Source organism: Agrobacterium sp. 22-209-1 (assembly GCF_053522485.1).
Genome location: NZ_JBNWCH010000009.1, coordinates 173,630 through 195,487 on the forward strand (window position 1 = coordinate 173,630; position 21,858 = coordinate 195,487).

Annotated in this window: 17 protein-coding genes, 1 tRNA gene and 1 pseudogene; 11 read left to right on the forward strand and 8 right to left on the reverse strand. The window is 56.6% G+C overall.

Annotation, left to right across the window (positions count from 1 at the left end; all coding sequences use genetic code 11):
• Nucleotides 1-151 precede the first annotated feature (151 nt).
• Nucleotides 152-403, reverse strand: a complete 252-nt coding sequence (locus ACQZ48_RS19000; RefSeq protein ID WP_137410446.1) for a hypothetical protein — start codon at nt 401-403, stop codon at nt 152-154.
• A 498-nt stretch (nt 404-901) separates the two neighbouring features.
• Between ACQZ48_RS19000 and ACQZ48_RS19005 the strand changes: the two genes are divergently transcribed.
• A complete protein-coding gene (locus tag ACQZ48_RS19005; protein ID WP_244614233.1) occupies nt 902-1,345 on the forward strand; it encodes an energy transducer TonB in 444 nt (147 codons plus the stop codon).
• A gap of 165 nt (nt 1,346-1,510) precedes the next feature.
• Here the strand turns inward: ACQZ48_RS19005 and ACQZ48_RS19010 are convergent.
• Together ACQZ48_RS19010 and ACQZ48_RS19015 are read right to left on the reverse strand one after the other, a co-directional pair.
• A tRNA-Lys gene (locus ACQZ48_RS19010) sits at nt 1,511-1,586 on the reverse strand.
• Between the two features lie 155 nt (nt 1,587-1,741).
• A complete protein-coding gene (locus tag ACQZ48_RS19015) occupies nt 1,742-1,996 on the reverse strand; it encodes a GlsB/YeaQ/YmgE family stress response membrane protein (RefSeq protein ID WP_077982907.1) in 255 nt (84 codons plus the stop codon).
• 122 nt (nt 1,997-2,118) lie between these two features.
• Here ACQZ48_RS19015 and ACQZ48_RS19020 point away from each other — a divergent pair, with 122 nt between their 5' ends.
• The 3 genes from ACQZ48_RS19020 (at nt 2,119) to ACQZ48_RS19030 (ending at nt 8,517) form a co-directional block, all read left to right on the forward strand.
• On the forward strand, nt 2,119-4,749 hold the full coding sequence (locus tag ACQZ48_RS19020; RefSeq protein ID WP_173989177.1) for a mechanosensitive ion channel family protein: 2,631 nt from the start codon (nt 2,119-2,121) through the stop codon (nt 4,747-4,749).
• Between the two features lie 260 nt (nt 4,750-5,009).
• Complete coding sequence (locus ACQZ48_RS19025; protein WP_077982206.1) at nt 5,010-7,523, forward strand: GcvT family protein; 2,514 nt, start codon at nt 5,010-5,012, stop codon at nt 7,521-7,523.
• A 160-nt stretch (nt 7,524-7,683) separates the two neighbouring features.
• A complete protein-coding gene (locus ACQZ48_RS19030; RefSeq protein ID WP_089153216.1) occupies nt 7,684-8,517 on the forward strand; it encodes a response regulator in 834 nt (277 codons plus the stop codon).
• A gap of 16 nt (nt 8,518-8,533) precedes the next feature.
• On the opposite strand, the gene ACQZ48_RS19035 is transcribed toward ACQZ48_RS19030, so the two are convergent.
• Nucleotides 8,534-10,090: a phospholipase D family protein gene (locus ACQZ48_RS19035; RefSeq protein ID WP_191218243.1), complete on the reverse strand. Its 1,557-nt coding sequence runs from the start codon at nt 10,088-10,090 to the stop codon at nt 8,534-8,536.
• Between the two features lie 159 nt (nt 10,091-10,249).
• Here ACQZ48_RS19035 and ACQZ48_RS19040 point away from each other — a divergent pair, with 159 nt between their 5' ends.
• The 3 genes from ACQZ48_RS19040 to ACQZ48_RS19050 are packed head-to-tail and all read left to right on the forward strand — an operon-like array spanning nt 10,250 to nt 11,569.
• Nucleotides 10,250-10,564 carry an ArsR/SmtB family transcription factor gene (locus tag ACQZ48_RS19040; RefSeq protein ID WP_003524773.1) on the forward strand — a complete coding sequence of 105 codons (315 nt, stop codon included), beginning with the start codon at nt 10,250-10,252 and terminating at the stop codon, nt 10,562-10,564.
• Entirely contained in the window at nt 10,561-10,917 is a 357-nt protein-coding gene (locus ACQZ48_RS19045; protein ID WP_142912274.1) for an SRPBCC family protein, read from the forward strand. Before ACQZ48_RS19040 ends, ACQZ48_RS19045 begins: the two co-directional genes overlap by 4 nt.
• 43 nt (nt 10,918-10,960) lie before the next feature.
• The gene (locus tag ACQZ48_RS19050; RefSeq protein ID WP_077982209.1) at nt 10,961-11,569 is read left to right on the forward strand and encodes an ATP-dependent Clp protease proteolytic subunit; all 609 of its coding nucleotides are present in this window, start codon (nt 10,961-10,963) and stop codon (nt 11,567-11,569) included.
• Nucleotides 11,570-12,967: 1,398 nt separating this feature from the next.
• Here ACQZ48_RS19050 and ACQZ48_RS19055 read toward each other — a convergent pair.
• A pseudogene (locus tag ACQZ48_RS19055) lies at nt 12,968-14,824 on the reverse strand (GTP-binding protein); the annotation flags it as partial.
• Between the two features lie 954 nt (nt 14,825-15,778).
• Here ACQZ48_RS19055 and ACQZ48_RS19060 point away from each other — a divergent pair.
• Nucleotides 15,779-16,453, forward strand: coding sequence for an HAD-IB family phosphatase (locus ACQZ48_RS19060; RefSeq protein WP_191218245.1), 675 nt, complete (start codon nt 15,779-15,781; stop codon nt 16,451-16,453).
• Nucleotides 16,454-16,619: 166 nt separating this feature from the next.
• On the opposite strand, the gene ACQZ48_RS19065 is transcribed toward ACQZ48_RS19060, so the two are convergent.
• Complete coding sequence (locus ACQZ48_RS19065) at nt 16,620-17,426, reverse strand: alpha/beta hydrolase family protein (RefSeq protein ID WP_191218246.1); 807 nt, start codon at nt 17,424-17,426, stop codon at nt 16,620-16,622.
• A 455-nt stretch (nt 17,427-17,881) separates the two neighbouring features.
• Here ACQZ48_RS19065 and ACQZ48_RS19070 point away from each other — a divergent pair, with 455 nt between their 5' ends.
• Entirely contained in the window at nt 17,882-18,520 is a 639-nt protein-coding gene (locus ACQZ48_RS19070; protein WP_191218247.1) for a CatB-related O-acetyltransferase, read from the forward strand.
• Nucleotides 18,521-18,623: 103 nt separating this feature from the next.
• Nucleotides 18,624-19,112 carry an HIT family protein gene (locus ACQZ48_RS19075; protein WP_191218248.1) on the forward strand — a complete coding sequence of 163 codons (489 nt, stop codon included), beginning with the start codon at nt 18,624-18,626 and terminating at the stop codon, nt 19,110-19,112.
• A gap of 25 nt (nt 19,113-19,137) precedes the next feature.
• On the opposite strand, the gene ACQZ48_RS19080 is transcribed toward ACQZ48_RS19075, so the two are convergent.
• The gene (locus ACQZ48_RS19080) at nt 19,138-19,581 is read right to left on the reverse strand and encodes a VOC family protein (RefSeq protein ID WP_191218249.1); all 444 of its coding nucleotides are present in this window, start codon (nt 19,579-19,581) and stop codon (nt 19,138-19,140) included.
• Nucleotides 19,582-20,063: 482 nt separating this feature from the next.
• Between ACQZ48_RS19080 and ACQZ48_RS19085 the strand changes: the two genes are divergently transcribed.
• Nucleotides 20,064-20,486, forward strand: coding sequence for an ankyrin repeat domain-containing protein (locus tag ACQZ48_RS19085; RefSeq protein WP_321186489.1), 423 nt, complete (start codon nt 20,064-20,066; stop codon nt 20,484-20,486).
• Nucleotides 20,487-21,153: 667 nt separating this feature from the next.
• On the opposite strand, the gene ACQZ48_RS19090 is transcribed toward ACQZ48_RS19085, so the two are convergent.
• Nucleotides 21,154-21,603: a type II toxin-antitoxin system VapC family toxin gene (locus ACQZ48_RS19090; protein WP_321186490.1), complete on the reverse strand. Its 450-nt coding sequence runs from the start codon at nt 21,601-21,603 to the stop codon at nt 21,154-21,156.
• Nucleotides 21,604-21,858: the final 255 nt, after the last annotated feature.

Here is a 21,858-nt window from a genome sequence, read left to right on the forward strand (position 1 = left end):
CGGAACATGTACATTCAGAGGCCGGTGATATCGGGTCTGCTCATGAGCCCCGCATATCACTGGCAGCGAATCCCCCAGCGGCAGGACGTTAGCGGCAAGTCGTAAGCGCTGTCAACGCGTGCGCGGCGGCAATGACGTCGCCGTCCCGTTTTCAGAGCCTTCCGTTCCGGAAAGGCTTTCGCCGCCAGATCAGCAGCGCCATCACATACAGCGCAAAAAGCACGAACCATGTGACGGGCAGCACCATGAAAAGCGCCGCATAAGCGCAATTTCCCTCAAAACAGGAGCCGAGAAATCCAGAATCGGCGAGCGCTGCCGATAATAAAAACGCACATATCCCGCTCCCGACCGCGCCGAGAATAAAAAGCAATATGTTGATGAGCAATCTCATGATCCCGATCATAAGGACGATTGAGACAGCTTTGGGGAAGCGGGCGGTGCTGCAGCGCCAATAATCATCTTTTCGGCGGCCACACGGAAAGCCGGTTGCCGCAGTTGAGCCTGCGCCCTTTACGGGGAGAGTCGTGATTGCCAGGGCGGGGAGTGTATATGTCCAGACCGGCGATTCACCTCACGCGGAGAGCAGGCGGCATTATATATCTCTGTGTTTGTGGTGTCTTTTATTTGTGTATCTCTGCATTTTATGTTTCTAAGTTCGGATTTGCTTGATGATTTTGATGTAAATCGTAATAATTTATTTATTCTGTATTTTATTTTAATTTAAAGTTGTTTTACTTTTGGTTTTTATTGATATGTTTAGGCTTGCTGCGATCGTGGAACTTAAGAGCGGGCGAAGCCCGGCAATGCTGCGCTTAATTCTTATTGACGAAATTGATTTCAAGAAACGGTGACTGTCGGTCTGTCCAGGCAGGCGGATCTGGCTTCGGTAGAGGGTATTGATTTGATCCTGCATTGGTTTCCATTCGCCAGCGCGTTCAGGCTGTCAGGTCTCGCGGCGCTGGTTCTGTTGTCCGCCGGTTTTTCGACGCAGGCCTCAGGCCAGTCACGGGTCTGCAACGATCCCGCGCCGGCCGGCAATATCGATGAAATGTTCGATGCGATCTATGCCTGCTGGGTGCCGCCGGAAGACACTGCGGGGCTTGTCGTGACATTGCAGTTCATTCTGCACAAGGACGGACAGATAAGGGGCAAGGTGGTGGTCACCGCCGCGCGCCCACAGGAAGACAGCCCGAGGCGCAAAGCCTTTATCGATTCCGCCATCGAGGCGGTCAAGCGGGCGGCACCTGTACCTTTCACCGAGCAATTTGGAAGCCGTATTGCGGGGCGGCCGCTGGCGCCGCGTTTTGTCGGGGCAGACAGCAAGGCGCCGGAAACGGAATTATAAGCGCGTTTGACACCGGCCCGACTGTTGGCGCAGCCGCGCGTTGCAGGTGACGAGGGCGGCGCTATGCGCAACCACTATCGAAAAAGAAGGCCTTGGCGGAAGCCCGGCGCGCTTATGCGATGCTTTAATTTAGCATCGCAACCTCTTGTCATTTCAGGAGGAATTTGGTGGGTGATGTAGGGCTCGAACCTACGACCCGCTGATTAAGAGTCAGCTGCTCTACCAACTGAGCTAATCACCCGACCGGCACCGTGTGGCGGTGTGAGGGGGCGTATAAAGGGGAAGTTTGGGCTTGTCCAGCGCGGAAATGAAATTTCTTCGATTTTTGTGACGAAAAAATTTCAGTCGCGCTGGAAAGTCCTGGAAATCCGCGGTTTTACGGATTTTTTCTTTTCTTTACCCGCGTCTGAAAGCCCGGCCGACAAGGATGAGGATGCAGGCGCCGATGAAGCCGGCGATGAGATAACCGAGCCAACCTTGCAGAACGATTCCAAATACCGAAAGAATGGCGTTGGCGACGATCGCGCCGACGATTCCAAGAAGGATGTTCATGAAAACACCCATATTGCTTTTCATGAATTGTTCGGCGAGCCACCCGGCGACACCACCGATGATGATGGCTGCGATCCAGCCAATGCCAGCAGATTCCATGATTTCCTCCCATGTTGCTGCACCATCGAAGGTGATGATTTTCGTGGTGAAAAGCAAGGCAAACTCCTGAAAACCTCCCTCAATGCGGGTGGTTTTCCACGCGGCAGGCGCTAAAAAGCCTGATGCGGTGCAAAAAAACGAAAGGCGTGGATGTGCGGTTGATGTTCGGCGGATTGATGGACGGCAGGGTTTTCGACGGCTTGGCGCCGGATCGGCGGCAGAGGAGTGCCATGGCGACGATACTGGCCGTGGTGCTTTTTCTTGCCGGCGGTCTCTTGTCGGCAATGCCGGCCGCAGCGCAAGGGGAAACAACATCGCCCGCGCCGGTGGCTATCCAGGCTTCGACCGTCGAACAGGCGAGGGCGGAGCTGGAGAAATGGAAGGGCGATGTCGCTGCTATCGCCCAACAGGTAGAAGCCGGCGGCCGCGACGATGCGCAACTAGTGGACCTGAAGGGCCGCGCCGACACCATTGCCGCCGATGCCGCCGCCGCCAACACCAAGCTGCGCACCCGTCTCGACCAGATCAAGACCCGGCTGGATGCGCTGGGTGCGGCGCCTGCGGACGACCAGCCGCCGGAAGCCAGCATGGTGACGGAGGAGCGAAACCGGCTGACGGCGGAACGGGCAGAGGTGAATGCGATTGCCGGCGAGGTGGAGAGCACGGCCACCAATGCCGCACAGATCTCCAACAACATCACCGCCGTTCGCCGCGCGCTTTTCGCCGCCACGCTGTTCAAGCGCACGGAAGTTTCGGCGCAGACGCTGGGCGACGCGTCCTCCGCCTTTCTGACCGAATTGACCAACCTCAACAACGCCTTCAGCAGCTGGGCAGGCTTCGTCTGGAATTACAAGCGCCTGCCGATGTTCGGGGCGGTGATGCTGTCGATCATGGCGGGGCTGCTGTTTCTCGTGGTCGGTTACCGCTTTTTTGGCAGCCGTATGGACCGGCGGGCCTTTACGGGCGAGCCTTCCTATCTGAGACGGCTTTCGGTCGCCTTCTGGTCAACCATGGTGCAGTCGCTGTCGCTGTTCCTGTTTCTCGTCACCTCGGCCTTCTTCCTCGATAATTTCAACGTGCTGCGGTCGGACATCGCGCCTATCCTGTTCGGGGCGATGGCGATCACCGGTTTTGTTTATTTCGTCTCACGACTGAGCTATGCGATCTTTGCGCCGACACAGCCGGAATGGCGCCTTGTGAAGGTATCCAACAAGGGCGCGCATACGCTGTCCTCGGCGGTGTTGCTGATGGCGCTCGTCAATGGTCTCGATTACCTGTTCGGCACGATCAGCGAGACACTTTATTCGCCGCTGATCGTGACCGTCGCCAAGAGCTTCGTCGCCTCGATCATCATCGGCCTCATCCTGCTCACCGTGTCGTTCCTGCGGCCGGTGATCGGCGAGGGGCAGGATTATGAGACCGGCAACCAGCGCCTGCCGCGCTGGCTCGTCATCCTGCTGCGAGTGGGTGGCCTCGTTCTCATCGGCGCCTGCCTCACCGGTTATGTCGGGCTTGCGCGCTTCCTTGCCACGCAGATCGTCGCCACCGGCGCGGTGCTGGCGACAATGTATATCGGCATTCTCTCGGGCAAGGCGATTTCGCGACAGGGCGCCTTCGCGGAATCTCTTGCCGGTCGTTATCTCGCGCGGCGTTTCGGTCTGGGCGTGGTCGCGCTCGATCAGGCCGGCCTTGCCGCCGGGCTCGGCATCTATATCGTGGCACTGGCCTTCGGCGTGCCGCTCATCCTGTTTTCCTGGGGCTTCCAGCCGGGCGATATCGAAAGCTGGGCTTATCGTCTGTTGACCGGCATCACCGTCGGCAATGCCTCTATTTCGCTGATCGGCATATTTGGCGGCATCCTCGTCTTCGCCATCGGTTACACCATTACCCGCTGGTTCCAGAGGTGGCTGGACAACAACGTCATGGCGCGCGGCCAGGTGGATGCCGGGGTGCGCAATTCCGTCAAGACCGGTATCGGCTATCTCGGTATCGCTGTGGCGGCGATCTTCGGCGTGTCTTCGGCGGGTCTCAACCTCTCCAGCCTGGCGCTGGTGGCTTCCGCCCTTTCTGTCGGTATCGGTTTCGGCCTGCAGAACATCGTCTCGAACTTCGTGTCCGGCCTTATCCTGCTGGTGGAGCGCCCCTTCAAGGTAGGGGACTGGGTGGTGACGGGAACCACGGAGGGCACCGTCAAGCGGCTCTCCGTGCGCGCCACCGAGATAGAAACCTTCCGTGGTCAGTCGATCATCGTGCCGAATTCGGAATTCATCAATTCCTCCGTCGGCAACTGGACACACCGCAACCGCATCATGCGCGCCGAAATACCGGTTTCCGTCTCTTATGATTCCGATCCGCAGCAGGTCATGGACATTTTGCTGGAACTGGTGCGCGCCCAGCCGCCGGTGCTGCGCAATCCCGAGCCACACGTGGAATTCGTCCGTTTCGGTGATTTTTCGCTGGATTTCGAACTGCGCTTCTATCTTGCCGATCTTTCGAACGGGCTCGGCGTGAGAAATGCGATGAGGATCGCCATCCTCAAGCGCTTCCGTGAGGAAGGGATCGATATTCCGTTCCCGCAGCGCAATCTGAATATTCACATGGAGGGCGAAGCCAACCCGCAGATGATGGCGGCGCTGCTTTCGGAAGAGGGCGAAAAAGCGCAGGCGGCCCATACCGGCGCGGCTTCTGCGCCGGAAAAGGAAACCTCGAAAGACGGCAAGGTGACCGAACCGAAGGAGAAGCCGGGCGCATAAAAGCCTAGATTGCTGTTTGCCTCAGGCGTCGAAGCTATCGGGCATGGATTTGCGGCCTGTCGCCTTCTTCCCGGCGGGAGAAGAAACGAGCCGCAGAGCTGTGCGATCTTCGTCCGGCATGCTCGGCATTTTCACGCCTGTCGCAGCACCCTATGGCCATGTCGCAATCAGGCGGCTGAACGGCCGCCAAGCGCTTCATATTCCTCCCATCCAATGTCGGCGGAATAAGGCAAGGCCGGCGCTTTTCAGGGGTTCTGTAAATGAAGACACATGCACGGGCGGTGGTGATCGGTGGCGGCGTCGTTGGCGTTTCGACGCTTTATCATCTTGCCAAGAAGGGCTGGAGCGACAGCGTTCTCATCGAGCGCAAGGAGCTGACCTCGGGTTCCACCTGGCATGCGGCCGGGCTTCTGCCGTTGTTCAACATGAGCTACTCGGTTGGTCAGATCCACAAATATTCCGTGAAGTTCTATGAGGAGCTTCAGGAAGAGACCGGCATGAATGTCGGCTTCTCCAAGGTCTCGAATATCCGTCTCGCCCGCACCAAGGATCGCTGGGACGAATATATGTATTATGCCGGCATCGCCGAGACCATCGGTGTGCGCGTCAACATGCTGACACCGGAGCAGGTGAAGGAAATCTGGCCGCTGTGTGAGACGGACGGCCTGCTGGGCGCCATCCAGCATCCTGACGATGGTTACATCCAGCCCGCCGATCTGACACAGGCGCTGGCCAAAGGCGCGCGTGACCGCGGGGCGACCATCTATCGCAACACCACAGTCACCGCCATCGAGCAGCTGGAAGACGGTCACTGGAAGGTGACAACGGACAAGGGCGAGATCATCGCCGAACATATCATATCCTGCACGGGTTCCTTTGCCCGCAAGACCGGCGAGATGGTGGGCATCAATATCCCGGTCATTCCGGTCGAGCACCAATATATCGTCACGGAGCCGCATCCGGCCATTCAGGAACGTCGCCGCCAGGGCCTGCCTGAAATGGGCGTTCTGCGCGAATCCGATTCTGCCTGGTACATGCGCGAAGAGGCGGGTGGCCTGATCCTCGGTCCTTATGAAGTCGGCGCGCCGGTCTGTTATGTCGACGGTCCTTCCGATGACAGTGAATATGAGCTGTTCCAGGAGGAACTCGACCGCCTGATGCCGCATATCGAAACGGCCATGGTGCGTGTTCCGGCTTTCGGCGAAGTGGGCATCAAGAAGGTCTATAATGGCGCGATCGCCTATACGCCTGATGGTAACCCGATTGTCGGCCCCGCACCGGGCCTGAAGAATTTCTGGCTGAACGAAGGCCATTCCTTCGGCATCACCGCTGCCGGTGGTGCTGGCTGGCAGCTGGCCGAGTGGATCGTCGATGGTGAGCCGACGCTCGACCTGATGGGTGTCGATCCGCGCCGCTTCGGCCCCTACGCAACGGAAGGTTACCTCATCGCCAAGAACGAGGAAGCCTATGCCAACGTCTTCACCATGCATTACCCGGATGAAGAGCGCTCCGCCGCCCGTCCGCTGAAGACGACGCCGGTTTATGACCGTCTGAAGAAGCTCGGCGGCGTGTTCGGCTCCGTCTATGGCTGGGAGCGCGCCAACTGGTATGCGCCGGAGGGTTATGCTCTGCGCGAGGAAGACCTCGGCGTTGGCGCCGATGTCATCACCAGCCACAACCATGCGCCGGCTCTGGATGACGGTCGTATCGTTGAAAAGTGGTCGTTCCGCCGTTCGAACTATTTCGAACATGTCGGTAACGAGGTGAAGAATGTGCATCAGAATGTCGGCGTGCTCGATATGTCCGCCTTCGCCAAGATGGAAGTCTCCGGCCCTGGCGCACGGGCCTGGCTGGACAGCATTCTCGCCAATGCCATCCCGAAGAAGCGCGGCCGTATCGCGCTTACCCATCTCCTGACGCCGAATGGCGGCGTGAAAGCGGAATTCACGGTCTATGAATGGGCGCCGGGCCGCTTCTACATGGTTTCGGCCGGTGGTCTCGAAGCGCATGACCATGACGTTCTGCGCCGCCTTGCCCCGACCGACGGTTCTGTGGTGTTGCAGCCGATCACCCAGAAATACGGCGTGCTGGTTCTTGCCGGTCCGAAGTCGCGCGATCTGTTGAAGAAGCTGACACGCACGAGCCTTGAGAACAAGGATTTCCCCTGGCTTACCGGCAAGCAGATTTCCGTCGGCGTGGCGACGGCGCATGCGTTGCGCGTCAACTTCGTGGGCGAACTTGGCTGGGAACTGCACCATCCGATCGAGATGCAGAACTACATCTTCGACCGGCTGATGGAAGCGGGCGCCGAATTCGGGATCAAGCCATTCGGTATCCGCGCCATGGTCTCCATGTCGCTCGAAAAATCCTATCGCAACATGGGCCGCGAGCTGTCGGTGGAATACAACGCCTATGAATCCGGTCTTGATCGCTTCGTGCGCCCGGAAAAATCCTTCATCGGCCGCGATGCGCTGGTGGCTTACAAGGAAGCCGGTGCGAAGTGGGTGTTCTCGACGCTGACCGTGTCTGGCAATACAGACGTCGATGCGCGCGGTTCTGAAGCGATCTTCGATGAGAACGGTGTGCTTGCCGGGCGTGCGACGAGCGGCGGTTTCGGCTGGCGCATGGGCAAATCCATCGCACTCGCCATGCTCAAGCCGGAATATGCGGCCGTGGGCACCAAGCTCAAGATCCGCATTCTCGGCACGTCCTACGATGCTGAAGTGGTGGAAGAGAGCCCGTTCGACACCGATAACGCGCTTCTGCGCGTATAAGACAGAAATCCCCTCCCAAACTTGGAATGCGGCCCCTCGCGGGCCGTATTTCCGTTTAGGTAAGCATGTGCTCAACTGAAGCTTCAGAAATAGTGCTATTAATCATTCTGAAAAATGAGCCTGCTATCTTAAGCTGACATTCGATGGGGGTCGGGACAGAATGAATTTCCTGGGCATAACGGGCATGCAGTATTCGGGCGTGCCTTTTACAAATAGCCGGATTTTGCTGGCGGAAGACAGCAACGTGTTCACCCAGATGGTGAGCAGGCGGCTCAATGAGATGCTGGGCGTTTCCGTGGAGGTATGCCGCTCCTTCGAAGAGTTGCAGGCCTGTTACGAACATTCGTCCGAACCGGTAACGCTCGCCATTTCCAACATCAACCTGCCGGGAGCGGAAAAGGGCGAGGCGCTGGAATATCTGATCGATCTTTCGATCCCGACCATCGTTTTCACCAGCACGTTTCATGAGGCGACGCGCGAAACGCTGATCGCCAAGGATGTGGTCGATTATATTCTGAAGGACAATATTTTCGCCGTGGACATGCTGACGGAATCCGTCTGTCGCTTTCTCACCAACCACCGCCATCATGTGCTGATTGTCGATGACAGCCCGACGGCGCGGGCGCTGCTTTCGAGCCGCCTCAAGCGTTATAATTTCCGTGTCAGCCTGGCGGATAGTGGGGCGAAGGCGCTCGATATCCTGAAGGCCAATCCCGATATCGGCCTTGTGGTCACCGACTATAACATGCCCGATATTGACGGCTTTGAGCTGACGCGGCGCATCCGCACCGTGCGCGGGTCGCATGAGCTGCGCATCATCGGGGTTTCGTCCTCCACCAACCGGCTGCTTTCCGCGCGGTTTTTGAAGGCAGGCGGCAATGATTTCATGCTGCGTCCCTTCATCGATGAGGAGTTTTATTGCCGGGTCAACCAGAACCTCGACACGCTGGTGCAGATACAGCTGGCGAAAGCGGGGGTGAGGCCGGCGGCCTGATCCCAAGCTTTCCCCGTTAAAGCTGCGATTCCAGCGGCAGGAAGCGCATGACGCCGGCAACGATGCGGCGGCTGATGGCGGCGTCTGGTTCGCGCCGGTATGTTCTGGTTCGCCCCTGTTCTTCCGTCTTCCAGACGATATGCCTGCCCTTGTCGATTTCCAGCGCAAAGCTCATGCTGGGGCGGATTTCTTTGGCGAATATCTCGTCCATGCGGGCAACCAGCGGGGCTGAGTTGAACACGACGCCCATCTCCGTATTGAGCGAGGCGGAGCGTGGGTCGAAATTGAGCGAGCCGATATAACCGGTCGCGCCATCGCGGGTGAAGGCCTTGGTATGCAGGCTTGCCTGGCCCGAGCCGCGCAGGGTGAAGCTCGCCTGATCCGCCTGCGCGCGCAATTCGTGCAGTCGCACCCCGGCGGCCAGAAGCGGCTTGCGATAGCGGGCATAACCGGCGTGCACGGCGGCCACATCCGTTGCGGCCAGCGAATTGGTGAGGATGGCGACCGAGACGCCGCTTTCGGCAAGTCCTGAAAATATCCCCACGCCCTGTTTGCCGGGAATGAAATAGGGAGAGGTGATGTGAAGGCTGTCGCCTGCCTCCTGCATCAGCGGCAAAAGGCTCTCCATCAGGAAGTTATGGCCCTTGCGGCGCTTTCCCGCCGCCTTCTCCGGTGGGTCGGCCAGCACATCTGCCGATTCGACCCAGTGCAGACGATCCGACATCAGGAAATGATCGCGCCCATGTTGGCTTTCGACCCGTTCGAGATAAGGTTTCGCCGCCTCGCTTTTCGGCAACGCGTCCAGTTCGCGCCGTAGCTTTGCAAGCTTGTTGGGCCTGCGTGCGAGCAGCGACCGCACCGGAACGGCAACGGCGCTGTTCCAGTAATCGTCAAAGATTTCGGTGGCATCGGCAACGATGTCGCCGAAACCGAGAATATCGAAATCGTGAAAATTCGCCCGCTCGGCGGCGTCGAAATAGGCGTCGCCAATATTGCGTCCGCCGACGATGACCGCGCGCCCATCGGCAATCCATGCCTTGTTGTGCATGCGCCGGTTGACGCTGCGGAAGCGCAGCACCAGCTCGATGCTTCGATGCAGGATGTTTTCCCGCGCCCGGGTGGGGTTGAACAGTTGCAACTCGATGTTCGGATGGCTGTCGATGGCGTGGAAGATGCGGTCGGAAATGGAAACGCCGAGATCGTCGAGCAGCAGGCGCACGCGCACGCCGCGATCGGCGGCGGCGATGACTTCGCGCATCATCAGCCGCCCGGTGAGATCGGCGTTCCACATGTAATACATGAGATCGAGGCTGCGCCCGGCGGCGCGCGCCGCCGCCACGCGCACCGCAAAGGCATCGAGGTTGGAATGCAGCAGGCAGAGCGCATTCTTCTCATTCCAGCCGTTTTTTATCGATTGCCAGTGCCGGTCCAGCGTTGTTGCGTCTTCGGCAAGGGGCAGGGCGGCGGAAGGGCGCTTGGGAATGGTCCTTTCCCGCTGTTTGCCGATGACGACAAACAGGCTCGGCCCTATGACCAAGAGAAGAATGATGATGAAGACCGTAAATGCCGTCACTTGTTTTGATCGCTCCCGGCCCGAAGAGTATCAGGCGGGATGAAAACGCGCGAGGGGATAAAGCGTTCATGGCACCTCGTGCCATCAGTGTGAAAAAGGCGTGTTTTCCACGCACCGAAAGGACTTGTGAATCACATAAGTGTGTGCTTATGTGTTGCTATGACAGAGAACGATATTTTCCGGGCGCTGGCCGATCCGACGCGACGCGCCATTTTCGAAAAGCTGGCGGATGGCGCCATGAACGCTTCCGCCCTGCGTGAGGGGATCGAAATCAGCCAGCCGGCCATGTCGCAGCATCTTTCAGTGTTACGCGGGGCAGGGCTGGTGGTCGAGAAGCGGCAGGGCCGTTTCGTCAATTACGAAGTCGATCCGGACGGGCTGACGCGCATTGCGGCCTGGCTCGGCAAATATCGCGCCTACTGGCCGCAGCGCATTGAGGCTCTCAAACTCCTGCTGAAGGATATGGACCAATGAACAGGCAGACACCGGAAGCGCCTAAAAAGGGCATCGAGCTTGAATATGATCTGGACGAGCCGCCGCAGAAAGTGTGGCGCGCCATCAGCATTCCGGCGTTTCGCGCCATATGGTTGCCGGCGGAGGCGCTGGCGGAAGCGGAAGCAATCGATATCAAGCCCGGCGAAGAAGTGCGCTACAGGTTGCGGGAGGACACGCCGCCATTTCTGGAAAGCACCGTCACCTTCAGGATCGCGGCGAATACCCAAGGCGGTACCAGCCTGCGCATCATTCATGATTTGCCAGTCAATACCGGCCGGATGATAAAGGCCGCCGCAAATCACAACGGTTCGTCGATCAAGCTCGCGGCCTGATCCCTCCCGTTCCCCGACATTTCTTAACGACAGGAGTTCGCCGATGCGCGAAGCGATGCAACTCGTCCCTATGGTAGTCGAACAATCCTCAAGGGGAGAAAGGTCTTTCGATATCTATTCCCGCCTGTTGCGGGAGAGGATCATCTTCCTCAACGGCGAGGTGAACGATACGGTTTCGGCGCTGGTCTGCGCGCAGTTGCTGTTTCTCGAGGCGGAAAACCCGAAGAAGCCGATCCATCTCTATATCAATTCGCCGGGCGGCGTCGTGACCAGCGGTCTCGCCATGTATGACACCATGCATTATATCCGCGCACCGGTTCATACGCTCTGCATGGGAACGGCCCGCTCCATGGGATCGTTTCTGCTGATGGCGGGTGAACCGGGTGAGCGGAGCGCCCTTCCCAATGCCAGCATCCACATTCATCAACCTCTGGGCGGTTTCCAGGGGCAGGCGTCGGACATGCTGATCCATGCCGAAGAGATGCGGCAGACCAAGCACCGCATGACGCGGCTTTACGCTGAACATTGCAAACGCAGTTACGAGAAATTCGAAGCCGCCATGGATCGGGATTTTTTCATGACGGCGGAGCAAGCATTGGAATGGGGCCTGATCGACCGCGTTCTGGGCGTGCGTGAGGATGTTGCGGCGTAGTGCCGGGTACTATCCGCAAGATGTTGCTTCCATATCAAAGCAAAAGGCAGCGCCATGCGCTGCCTTTCAAGGCTTGGTCCGGATGATCAGATGAGAAATGTAATCGAATACTGGCCAGTAGCGCTGTAACCCTTTGATAGTTGAACCCACGAACCTCAAAGCACAAGTAGTTTTGGCCACCCAGGACGTCAAAATTGGCCAAAGGCATGGACCGAAAGAAAAGCCGGGATGAAACCCGGCTTGAATTCGCGTAAATTGTCTCGATGTCTACAGTAGCAATTGCCGATTGGGACTGCCGTGCGGCTGAGGTCCCACCATTGAACGCTTGCTTTGCCGATCCGAAATGATCGAGTTTTGACGCATCATCAGAAGCCGCATTTCGATTGGATCTACTCGAAGAGATGCAAGTCGGATTTCACTTTCGTCCCAGCCAACTTTTGAGAGTTTTTCAGAGCGGATCAAATTGATTGCCTCGATGAACGTGCATCCGCAACGCTTGATCGAAGTATGTAAATCATGGAGCTCGCTCATGTCCGTGCATTTGGCCACGGCTCGAAGGTTCGCGAGTAGAATGGTAACTTGCTCGGCCGGGTATCGAGGAACGATCCTCGCGCCGGGTCGCTGTTTCACTTTAAAGGATGGCTTCAAAAGGCCGCCGTTGATGAGCTGCCGGCCTAATTTGCGCGTGACCCCAAGTTTGGTAATGACCTCTTTCTGATTAAATGTTGCAGCCATTTCCGTGACAATGCGGTCAACAGCTCGGGCTTCGATGAGATTTCCGCCTCCACCGCTTGTTTCACTGGGGAGTAATCCTGCGTCCAGCACAAGTTTGTTGAGGCGCTCGAACGGAATGCCGTGGGTTTTGGAGGCAGAGTGGATCGTGTGGAACTTTCTGGAAGTGATCGGCCCGAAGAATTCATCCCCGGGTCCGAGCGGGAGATTGTGAATAGCCACGTCACGCATGATACTTCGGATCGGGTCAAATGCAGCTTCGGTCGTCCGATGGGCAAGGGTTAGATACAGACGACCGAAGATGGATCGCTCACCGCCGGAACCTTTCCCGCGGTGAAAATCATCCACCTGAGCTTCCAGGTATTGGCGGAATGCAGGTTCCCCTTCTTTAAGAAGATCGTATCCAGCACCGCTGCTCTCTGACCATTCCCGGTCGCCGAATCCCGATGAGCGGAACAGGTTTCCGTGCAACAGAGATGCGCCTACAATTTCACAAAGGCGGATAGCGACATACAGCGGCAGGGAGTCAAGCCAGTCGGCACCGGACCTGTCGCCTTTCAACCTCTTCTCGACATATGTCTGAAGATTGTCCGGCTCCGCAGCTTCAGCAGACGCCATGAACCTGGGAATCCTGGAAGATTCCGCAGCAAGGTTGGCCGCAAAGTCATGCTGGAACGGCGATCTCGCGAGCTCGGCACTCGAGACGAGGCGAACGCCGTGCCGCTTGCAGGTGCGGATACTCTGAACATGGATGGAGGCAATCATACCGTCCAGTCGGGCAGTGCTGTTCTCGATCAACGTTTCCGATATCAATGCGCCATATTTGGCGAGGAGTGTGGCCATCACCGGAAGCGTAGTTGCTGGGACCTCCAGCCTGAAATGCTCAACGGGCTCGCAGACGATCATCTCCGCGTGAGACAGTGCCTCCGCCAGAACCAACGGTGTGAGTCCCCGGAAGTCTGCTGCTGTGCTGGATGGGGAACTGTGCCGGACGGCAGTGAGCACGACTTGGCAGTCGATAACCTGCCAACCGAAAACCGCAGCCTTGAGAGTTTCCGAGACCGTCTCTTCGATTGCACGGTAGAAGCTGATCGGCATCTGCCCGACATCGGCCTCCACCGTATATACGTTTCCGGAGCCAGGTGATCGAGGTTCAACCCTCAGGCCGATTGTTGCAAGAAACGGATTGGGGTCCCTGAAGATTGTTTGGAGCGCACTTGCCGAACTGGTGGGTCGTTCGGCATAGATGACGGTGCTCTTCTCGAAAGTTGCATCGACCCCAAATTCCGCAAGAAGGGTGGCCTGAACGATCTCCTTCTGCACCTCTCCGTAAAGTGACAGATACATCTCGCTTGCATCCTCCGTGCTACGCAGGTTGATGAGCGGGTCTTGTTCCGAAAGCTGCTGCAAGGCAAGCCACAATGCCCGGTTTTCCGACGACCGCCGTGCCACGGCACGTGTTTCAATTGTTGGCGGCGCAAACTGGTACACAAAAGCGTGTCCCGTGTCCGGTCCGATCAAGTCGCCGATCCGCGCTCCCGCGAGACCTCCGACCTTCACGATCTGTCCGGCTCTGGCGTGATCACATCTGCGCAATCCCGGTTCGCCGAACACCTGGAGGCTCGTTATCTTGGCGCGTCCGGTTGGCAATTCGATAGTGCCACGAGCACTTACGGTTCCGGATTCGAGTTTAATGTAGGCGAGTTTTTCGCCACCCCAGCCGCGTTCAATCTTGAAGACGCTACCCCGGACAGGGAGCGACGGGTCGGGAAGGCGACTGGGCAACAGAGTTTCTATCGCATCAATGAGGTCCGGCAGCCCGATTCCGGTCATCGCAATCCCACTGTAAGCCGGGTGCACGAGGCCCTTGGATAGCTGTGTCGCAATGGCCTTTTGCAGTCTCCGCGAGCCTAATCGCTCTGGAGCCAGCACATAGTCGTCAAGCAGCGTTGCGTCACCCAAGGCAAGTGCCTCACACAGCCTGGAAAGGTGCGGCTCCTGCTCTATGTCGATGGCTTTTACCAAGGCACGACGGCTACCGATATCGGTGACGTTCGACATGGCAAGTGGCCGGACCGCCAACTGTCGGGCGATATCAGCGAGCACGTCTTCGTACCGCGCTCCGGCCCGGTCGATCTTGTTCACGAAAAACAGGAAAGGAATCCTCAGGCGCTGAAGCGCGCGAACAAGAACTCGTGTCTGGGCCTGTATGCCTTCAACCGCCGAGACGACGACAATCGCGGCATCGAGCAACCGCAGCACCCGTGCCACCTCGGCAATGAAATCGGGATGGCCGGGGGTGTCTATCAGGTTGACGGAAAGGTCTCCAATCCGAAACGCAGCAACAGCAGCAGCGATGGTGATACCTCGCTGCCGTTCCAATTCCAGACTGTCCGTCTGGGTGTTTCCGCCATCGACGCTTCCTAGCTTGTCGATGGCACCGGTATCAAAGAGGAGTCGTTCAGTGAGGCTGGTCTTGCCTGCGTCCACATGGGCTAGAATGCCCAGATTCAAAGTGCGCATGTCCAATCATCTTCTCAAAATTTCTGATCTGAGTTTTTTGAGAAGGGACTCGGCGCATTGGGACCTCCAAGGTGAACATCTATTGAGGCGGCGTCTGAAGTTCAGGCGAGCGACTGATATTAGTGACAGCGGGCCGGGATCGTCAATATGGATTGCAGACGGAGTTTGGGGCAACTCTCGCACCAGAGTGTCACGTCCAGCGGTTTTGCGCTGGACAATGTGCGTCTATCGAACACGGGGAACTACCGGATTTTCGAGAAAGCGACGTCGGAAAGTTCCTGCAACAACCACACCCAATCCAAATCCGGCTATCAATCTTGCTAGCAAAAGATCGGGCAATGAATATGACACTAGCCAATAAAGGGCCCCAAATGCCAAGAACGATGTCGCGATAAGGTAAAGTTGGCCGCCCGTGGCTGGACGACGAAAAGCCACGAAATGAAAGCCGACGACGCTCCCCACTAGGCATGGTACAAACTGCCCGAGAATTATCGTTGGTTTTGCCGTCAGCGCATCCAGCAGACAAAAGACGAACGCTAGGAATCCCGCACCGAGCAACTGCAAAACGACGGCTCCAATAAGACGTGTTCCGTAGGTATATTTGGATTTCGAATAGCGAAAATATGTGACCAAGACGCCCTCCTTTGAAGTGGTGCCTTTGAAATCAGGGCGACCATCTCGAAATTCGTACAACCTCAACTTGAGTTGAGGTCAAGGGGGCAGTATCAGGAGAATTATCCGTCGTGTGGGTAGCGGCACAACCGGGTGTCGCTATCTCCGCTTTACATTTTCTGACTGGCTGGGCGGGCGGGCCAATAGGAAAAATCGAAGCCAATCTGGCGGCACGCAACAGCGGCGACATGGTCGCGCTCAGGCAGGCTAGAGGTAAGTGTCCGACGTTCGAGCTGTGTCAGACGGACATCTGTCATAACTTGATTAAGCCAACAGCAGAGATTGCGTCAGACGATTTCTCTCAATAGGGTCGGCCATTACCAATTGAAACGACTGGGCCCCAAAATCAGTGCCATCAAACTAGCAGCGTTCGACGTGGACGGAACCATTCTCCGCGGCGAAAATATTTGTGGCTGCATCGCCCGAAAACTCGGTCGCTCGGCGGAAATGGATGCTTTTGAGCTTCTTCGGTCGAAAGATGAAATTATCGCCGGACGCGAAACCATGCTGGAATGGTATGCCTCCTTTGACCAGGCAACTCTGATCGGTCATTTGTCGGAGCTTCGTCTGGCTCCGGGGGTAAAAGAAGGGTTTGCGCGCCTTAAAGAGGCAGGTGTCAAGATCGCCCTTGTGTCCATCACCTGGGAATTTGCAGTCAGGTGGCTCGCATCGGAGTTAGGTGCAGACTACGCCGTCGGCACAGGTTGGGAAGACAATGGGACGATCGTCCATTTTTGGCCAGAAGATAAGGCCAGCTACCTGAGCTCTTTGCTCGCCGAATTGAATATCGACAGAGACGCCCTAGCGGCGACCGGGGACTCGCATGGCGATGTCCCTATGCTCAATCTGGCCTCCAGAAGCTACTTTGTGGGCAATCACCTCCCATTCGAACTGGACCATACCGAGCACTGGCACGACGCGGACATTGGGGAAATTGTATCACATATGCTGACATGACGGGTCTGTAGTGGGCGGCTTCTCGCTCGCACCTTGACCGCCATGCTTTGGCGTTCAGAAGGCTTCCGCCACAATGAGGAGACAGCAAGTTCGAGCCAAGAGCTGCCGTTTCCGCGCGAAAGGCAGTATTTACTCAGTCATTTTTGTGATGAAGGTGGCGATGAGATTACACATGATTTCTTAAATACCGGACTGTAGCGCCGATTAAGCTATTCAAGGTTTCTACGCCGGAGGCCGTGTTGAATACATGGTCCATGGCAGCCTCCCAGACAATATTCTCTCCAGCATGAGCTGCGGCGAACTTTTTCGCGGTCCCGCGAGGTATTGCGTCATCAAGAGTGCCCTCTGCAATAAAAGCGGGGCCTACGTACCGGGATAGTTCAGCTACAGGAGCAAAACTTGCAACCTCCAAGAAGAATTGTGGTCCCAGGGTGATGGACCCTCCCCAAGGCAACGTCAATTTCGTTGCCCCCTTGCTGCCCAGACCTCTCAGATAGGCATCTTGGCCGATCAAGCCGGGGAAAGAAATATGGGGTTCTCCCACAGCGGCCCACAGTGCCACCCCTGATGGGCGATTGGTTCGGCCCGCAGCCGCCGCCGCGACCAGACCGCCTTGGCTCCAACCAAGTAAGACAATCTTGCCATTTCCCAGACTCGGTTGAACGGCGATGAAATCCATGGCGGCCAAGCAGTCGTCAATCTGTGTTGAGTAGCTCATTTCTTCGGTGGAACCATCACTGTCGCCCGAGCCGCGAAAGTCAATTCGCAGGGAAGAATGGCCCAGATCAGCCAACGCAGCGGCAACGTATTCAAAAATCCCGATCCCGAGTGATGGAATCACAAGTTCATTCCGCGTGCCTGCAAATCCATGGAGCAGCAAAAACGTCGGGTTTTCAGAGGTTTTAGTATGACGTATGGTTCCTCTAATCGTCTGCCCGCCAGATTTGAATGAAACAGTTTTCTCCGAAGTCATCACGTTTATCCCTCGGTATTCTTGCACGGAATCGACGAAAAGATACCGCAACTCGGCGACTATGGCGCACTTGATTTCTTGTCTAAGATGCCCATCGTTGATGGATGAGATCGTTGTGCATCAGGCGTCGTCATCCAACGAAGTTGACCCGGTTTTCGAGGACTGCCGAACAGGGCACCAAGGAAAGCCTCGTGTTGGAGTAGGCACGCAGGCGGCCTATCCGGCGTCGAATGTCAGAGGAAAACTGGCCTTGCGGTCCTGTTTTGCCGGAATGCTGACGCTACGTGTACGGCACCAGAGCTTTGCCATCAAAACTATTCATCGGAGCGATACTCAGCTCGCGATGGATTCCCCAATCGGGAGAAAATAGTTTGGCAGCAACAAAATCATCCGCAAGTTTTCGATAGGATTCCGTCTCGGAACCGTTGACTAGCGGTATGCTTGAAAGGTTCTCCATGCCTCTTCTTGACGCAAATGCCATCCATCCGATTACGCTGCCCGACGGCACTGTTTATCAGGACACGGTATATCTGAAGAACGTCATAGATCATCCGCGGATGGAGATCGGTGATTTCAGCTATTATACACATGCTGGAAAACCCGAAGAGACGGCCGTGATCCTGGCCCCCTACCTCGGTCACGGCGTGCGTGAACGACTGGTGATCGGCAAGTTCGTGCAGATCGCGAGAGGAAGCTACTTTATTACCAGTTCGGCGAACCACCCAATGACTGGTTTCACCACTTACCCGTTTCGCATCTTCAAGCCGGAGACCTTTGGTTACAAAGACCTGCCCGTCAAGGACACGATCGTGGATCACGACGTCTGGATTGGCCAGAATGCAGCAATCATGCCCGGCGTTCACATAGGTGCGGGTGCGATTGTTGCTGCCGCTTCGGTCGTCGCACGAGATATACCGCCCTACGCAGTTGTCGGCGGAAATCCAGCATCTATTATCCGAATGCGTTATCCCAGCGAAGTCATCGACGAACTGCTTCGTCTCGCCTGGTGGGACTGGCCGATCGAGAAAATCGAAGCCAACCTGGCGGCGCTCAGCAGTGGTGACATGGCTGCGCTCAGGCTGGCCTATGGGTGAATGTTCGGCGTTTCCACCAGTGGCAAACGGCTCCTTCTGTGTCAACTGGATTGCGCCGTACACCAGACGTTGCAGCGACAAGCTGCCCTGATAGATTATTGCCATGACCCAGGATATTCCACCGCACCTTCATATCGCCCGAAATGCTCATTGGTCTATAAACCATCGCGTCAACTCGGCGCTTCCCGGCTATCTCATCATCGCTTCGACGAAAGCCACGAACGATTTAAGTGATCTTTCCGTCGAGGCTCTAAGCTCGATGGGGCGGGTCTTCGCGGTGGTTCAGCGTGCCTTGAAGAGCCTGGGCGCACGTAGGGTTTACGTCAGCCGCTACGGGCATTCTCCCGGATATTCGATCCATTTCCACGCTATTCCAATCTATGAATGGGTCGAGGACCAATTCTGGGCGGACCATCGCTATAGAGCCCTCCAACAACTCGCGGACAGACCAGGGGAGACACAAGCTGACGGTGCAGAGCTTACATTGTTTGTATGGCGGGAATTTTGTGAACGACCTGACCCGCCACCGATCAAAGGTCCGTCTGTTACAGAGGCCATAGCAACGTTACGTCAAGTGATACAGTTCCCATGAGTTGATAGGCTTCGGCTTCGCCCCACTAGCGGCCGTGGGGTCTTTGCTCAAGCTCAAGCACGTTTCCCTCAGGGTCCCGTGCATAAGCGATCAGATATGGCATCCCTGGCGTCCCGAAATCGGTAATCTGTCCGATTTGCGCCCCTCCAGCTTCAATGATGTGGGAAAGGGCGTTGTTAATATCTTCCATCTGAAATGCCAAGTGTCCGAAGCCGGGTTCGTTGACCCTTGGCAGGTCACGATGAAGCGTGACCCTATGCTCGTGAATTTCCAGAAAAGGCCATTCCAGCCCCGGGAACTTAAGCCAGATCGTAAGAATCTCAGAATCCGAAAGCCCGTTCCCTCTCGAAACCTTTTCACCGGACAAGGTCTTCGGTTCGCGAAGGACATCACATTTCATGACGTTCACGTAGAATGTGGCGAGCGATTTCGCATCGCGGGCAACTAAGTTGATATGGGCAAGTCTCATGGCGTCAAGCATCCTCGTCTCTGACGCAACCATATCAGGTGGCCTGAATGCAAAGAAAAAGTTCTTTGTCCGGATCAACCCAATTATAGACGGCGAAACGGGCAGACGTGTGCAGCGTCAGAGCTTTGGTATCAACTATTCATTGGAGCGATCCACAGCTTTCGATGGATTTCGTAATCGGGAGAAAATAGCCTAACAGCAACAAAATCACGTGAATTTTTCAACAGTATTTTGCTTCAGAGCGATTGACCAGCAGTATGCTTAAAAGGTTCTCCATGGCATCTCTCGATGCAAATGCTAACCATCCGATTATAGGTTGATTGATGCCGAGGATATCCAAGGAGGTAACTTTGTTTCGCTGGGCTTATCGATTTCTAGCGGTTTTGGGAGTTTCCGTCGGTTCAGCTATTGCGGCGGACGGCGACGCGGTGCGAATTTTCCACGACGCCGTTCATGTGGGCAAAGTGGAAACGGTCCGGACGATGCTCGCGGCCGATTCCGGGCTTGCCGTTTCCAGGGACCAATATGGTTTCCAGCCAGTCCACCTACTCGACATGTATGCCGATGAGGAAGTGCTCGATCTCCTGCTTGCAAATGGAGCAGACATCAATGCCGTGAACGACGAGGGCGTCACCATCCTCCACATCGTCACCGATCCGGATGCCGTCCTGCTCCTTGTGGAACGAGGCGCAAATGTCGAGGCTCGCGACAAAAGAGGATGGACCCCTTTGATCATGCAGGCAAACAACCAGCAGAATGGTCCGGATGTCGTCGCCGCTCTTCTTACCCACGGCGCTGATCCGAATGCAGAAGGGCATGATGGCGAAACCGCTCTTTCCTTCGCAAAGGAAACGGGTGATGGATCGCTTATCGAGGTCCTTACTGCTAACGGTGCGACGAGGTGACGACCGTTTCAGCTTCGATGCGCTAGGCCTCGGGAAAAGGCACTCATGTTGCAATCGCCGAATTTTGTGTACTGCCAGAGTTCCGTGACGCTGGGGTCGGAGGGCAAGCATTCTCCCACCTCCTTCACAATCGATCCGGCATCTGGGAGCTTGGTGTCATGTCGTGTAACGAAGCCGGAAAGGCATTTTGGGAGCGAATCCTATGCCAAGAAATCTATCTCTCAACAGCGCGACTGCCACACAGGCAACGAATCAGGCATTGTGGCGAAGGGCCTTGATGTCGGGACAACCTGCTGCTCGCGGCGCGAAAGCGAATTGCCGAATTCCGGAGAAGCCCTGATGAGCGTTGCAGGACGTCCTTCAGGCAAGCTGCCAAACGGGCTAGGGTGTAGACCATACCCAAAGCTGGTTACATCTTCGCGATGGCGGACTGTCGGAATCGGAGATTGGTATGCCACACGATGGAGAGAACGATGAGGGCAAAGTCGGCGACTTTGGCCCGAACTGCGAGATGGCGGACGACCAAGAAACGCTTGGCGATGTGGTGCCAAAGATCGGATTCGGGCCAGCCAAGGTCGGCCGGAAGACGGTCTCCCAGGGGAAACGCAGAGAAAATTAGAATAGATGGAATGCCAAGGACTCGGACAAGTAGCGCCTATCTAGGGCTCTATTGCAAATCGTTTCCGGGTTCGAACGAACTGTGGGGGCTGAGCGTGTTAAGCTTTGGCAGCGCCTTGTCGTGCGGGTTGGGCTCGCTTGGATCGAAATAGGGAAGCGGGACATCGAAGCCCGGCTCAACGTACCATTGCGCCTCCATCGGATGGTATACGCCGGGCAGCGGGAAGTGCTCGTTGATCTCAAAAAAATCGTCGACGTTCGCAGTAAGTATCGGCATCCGGTGCACGATGGCGACCGCAGAAATCATCAAATCGTGTCCGAGCCGATTGCTTTTTTGGCCACTCTGGACGGTCCACATGTACCGTAGGGCGGGGACAGATGTCATTCCTGCGTAGACAGTTGCCACTTCGGCCGTCATTTCCGGAAACGGAAAGGCCATAGAGATAAGCTCATCGACCCAGTTGGTGATAAGAAGTGCTTTCTGTGGATCATCCTTCACCCTGAGATGGGCTCCGCGTAGCAGTTCTGCTATGACCGGGTAACAGAGTGCGAGACGATGTATGCCGACACGCAAAAGCCATGGACGCAGTCCGGGCGGCGGCTTCACGCGGCCCATTAAGCTGACGATGTCCGTATCCAGTAAAAGAATAGGGTCTGAACCGCACCGGATTTACCGGAGACCCCAACTCGTGAGAAGTAGGGTCTATGACAAGCAAGACGACGAACAAATTCTCCCCTGAAGTCCGCGCCCGTG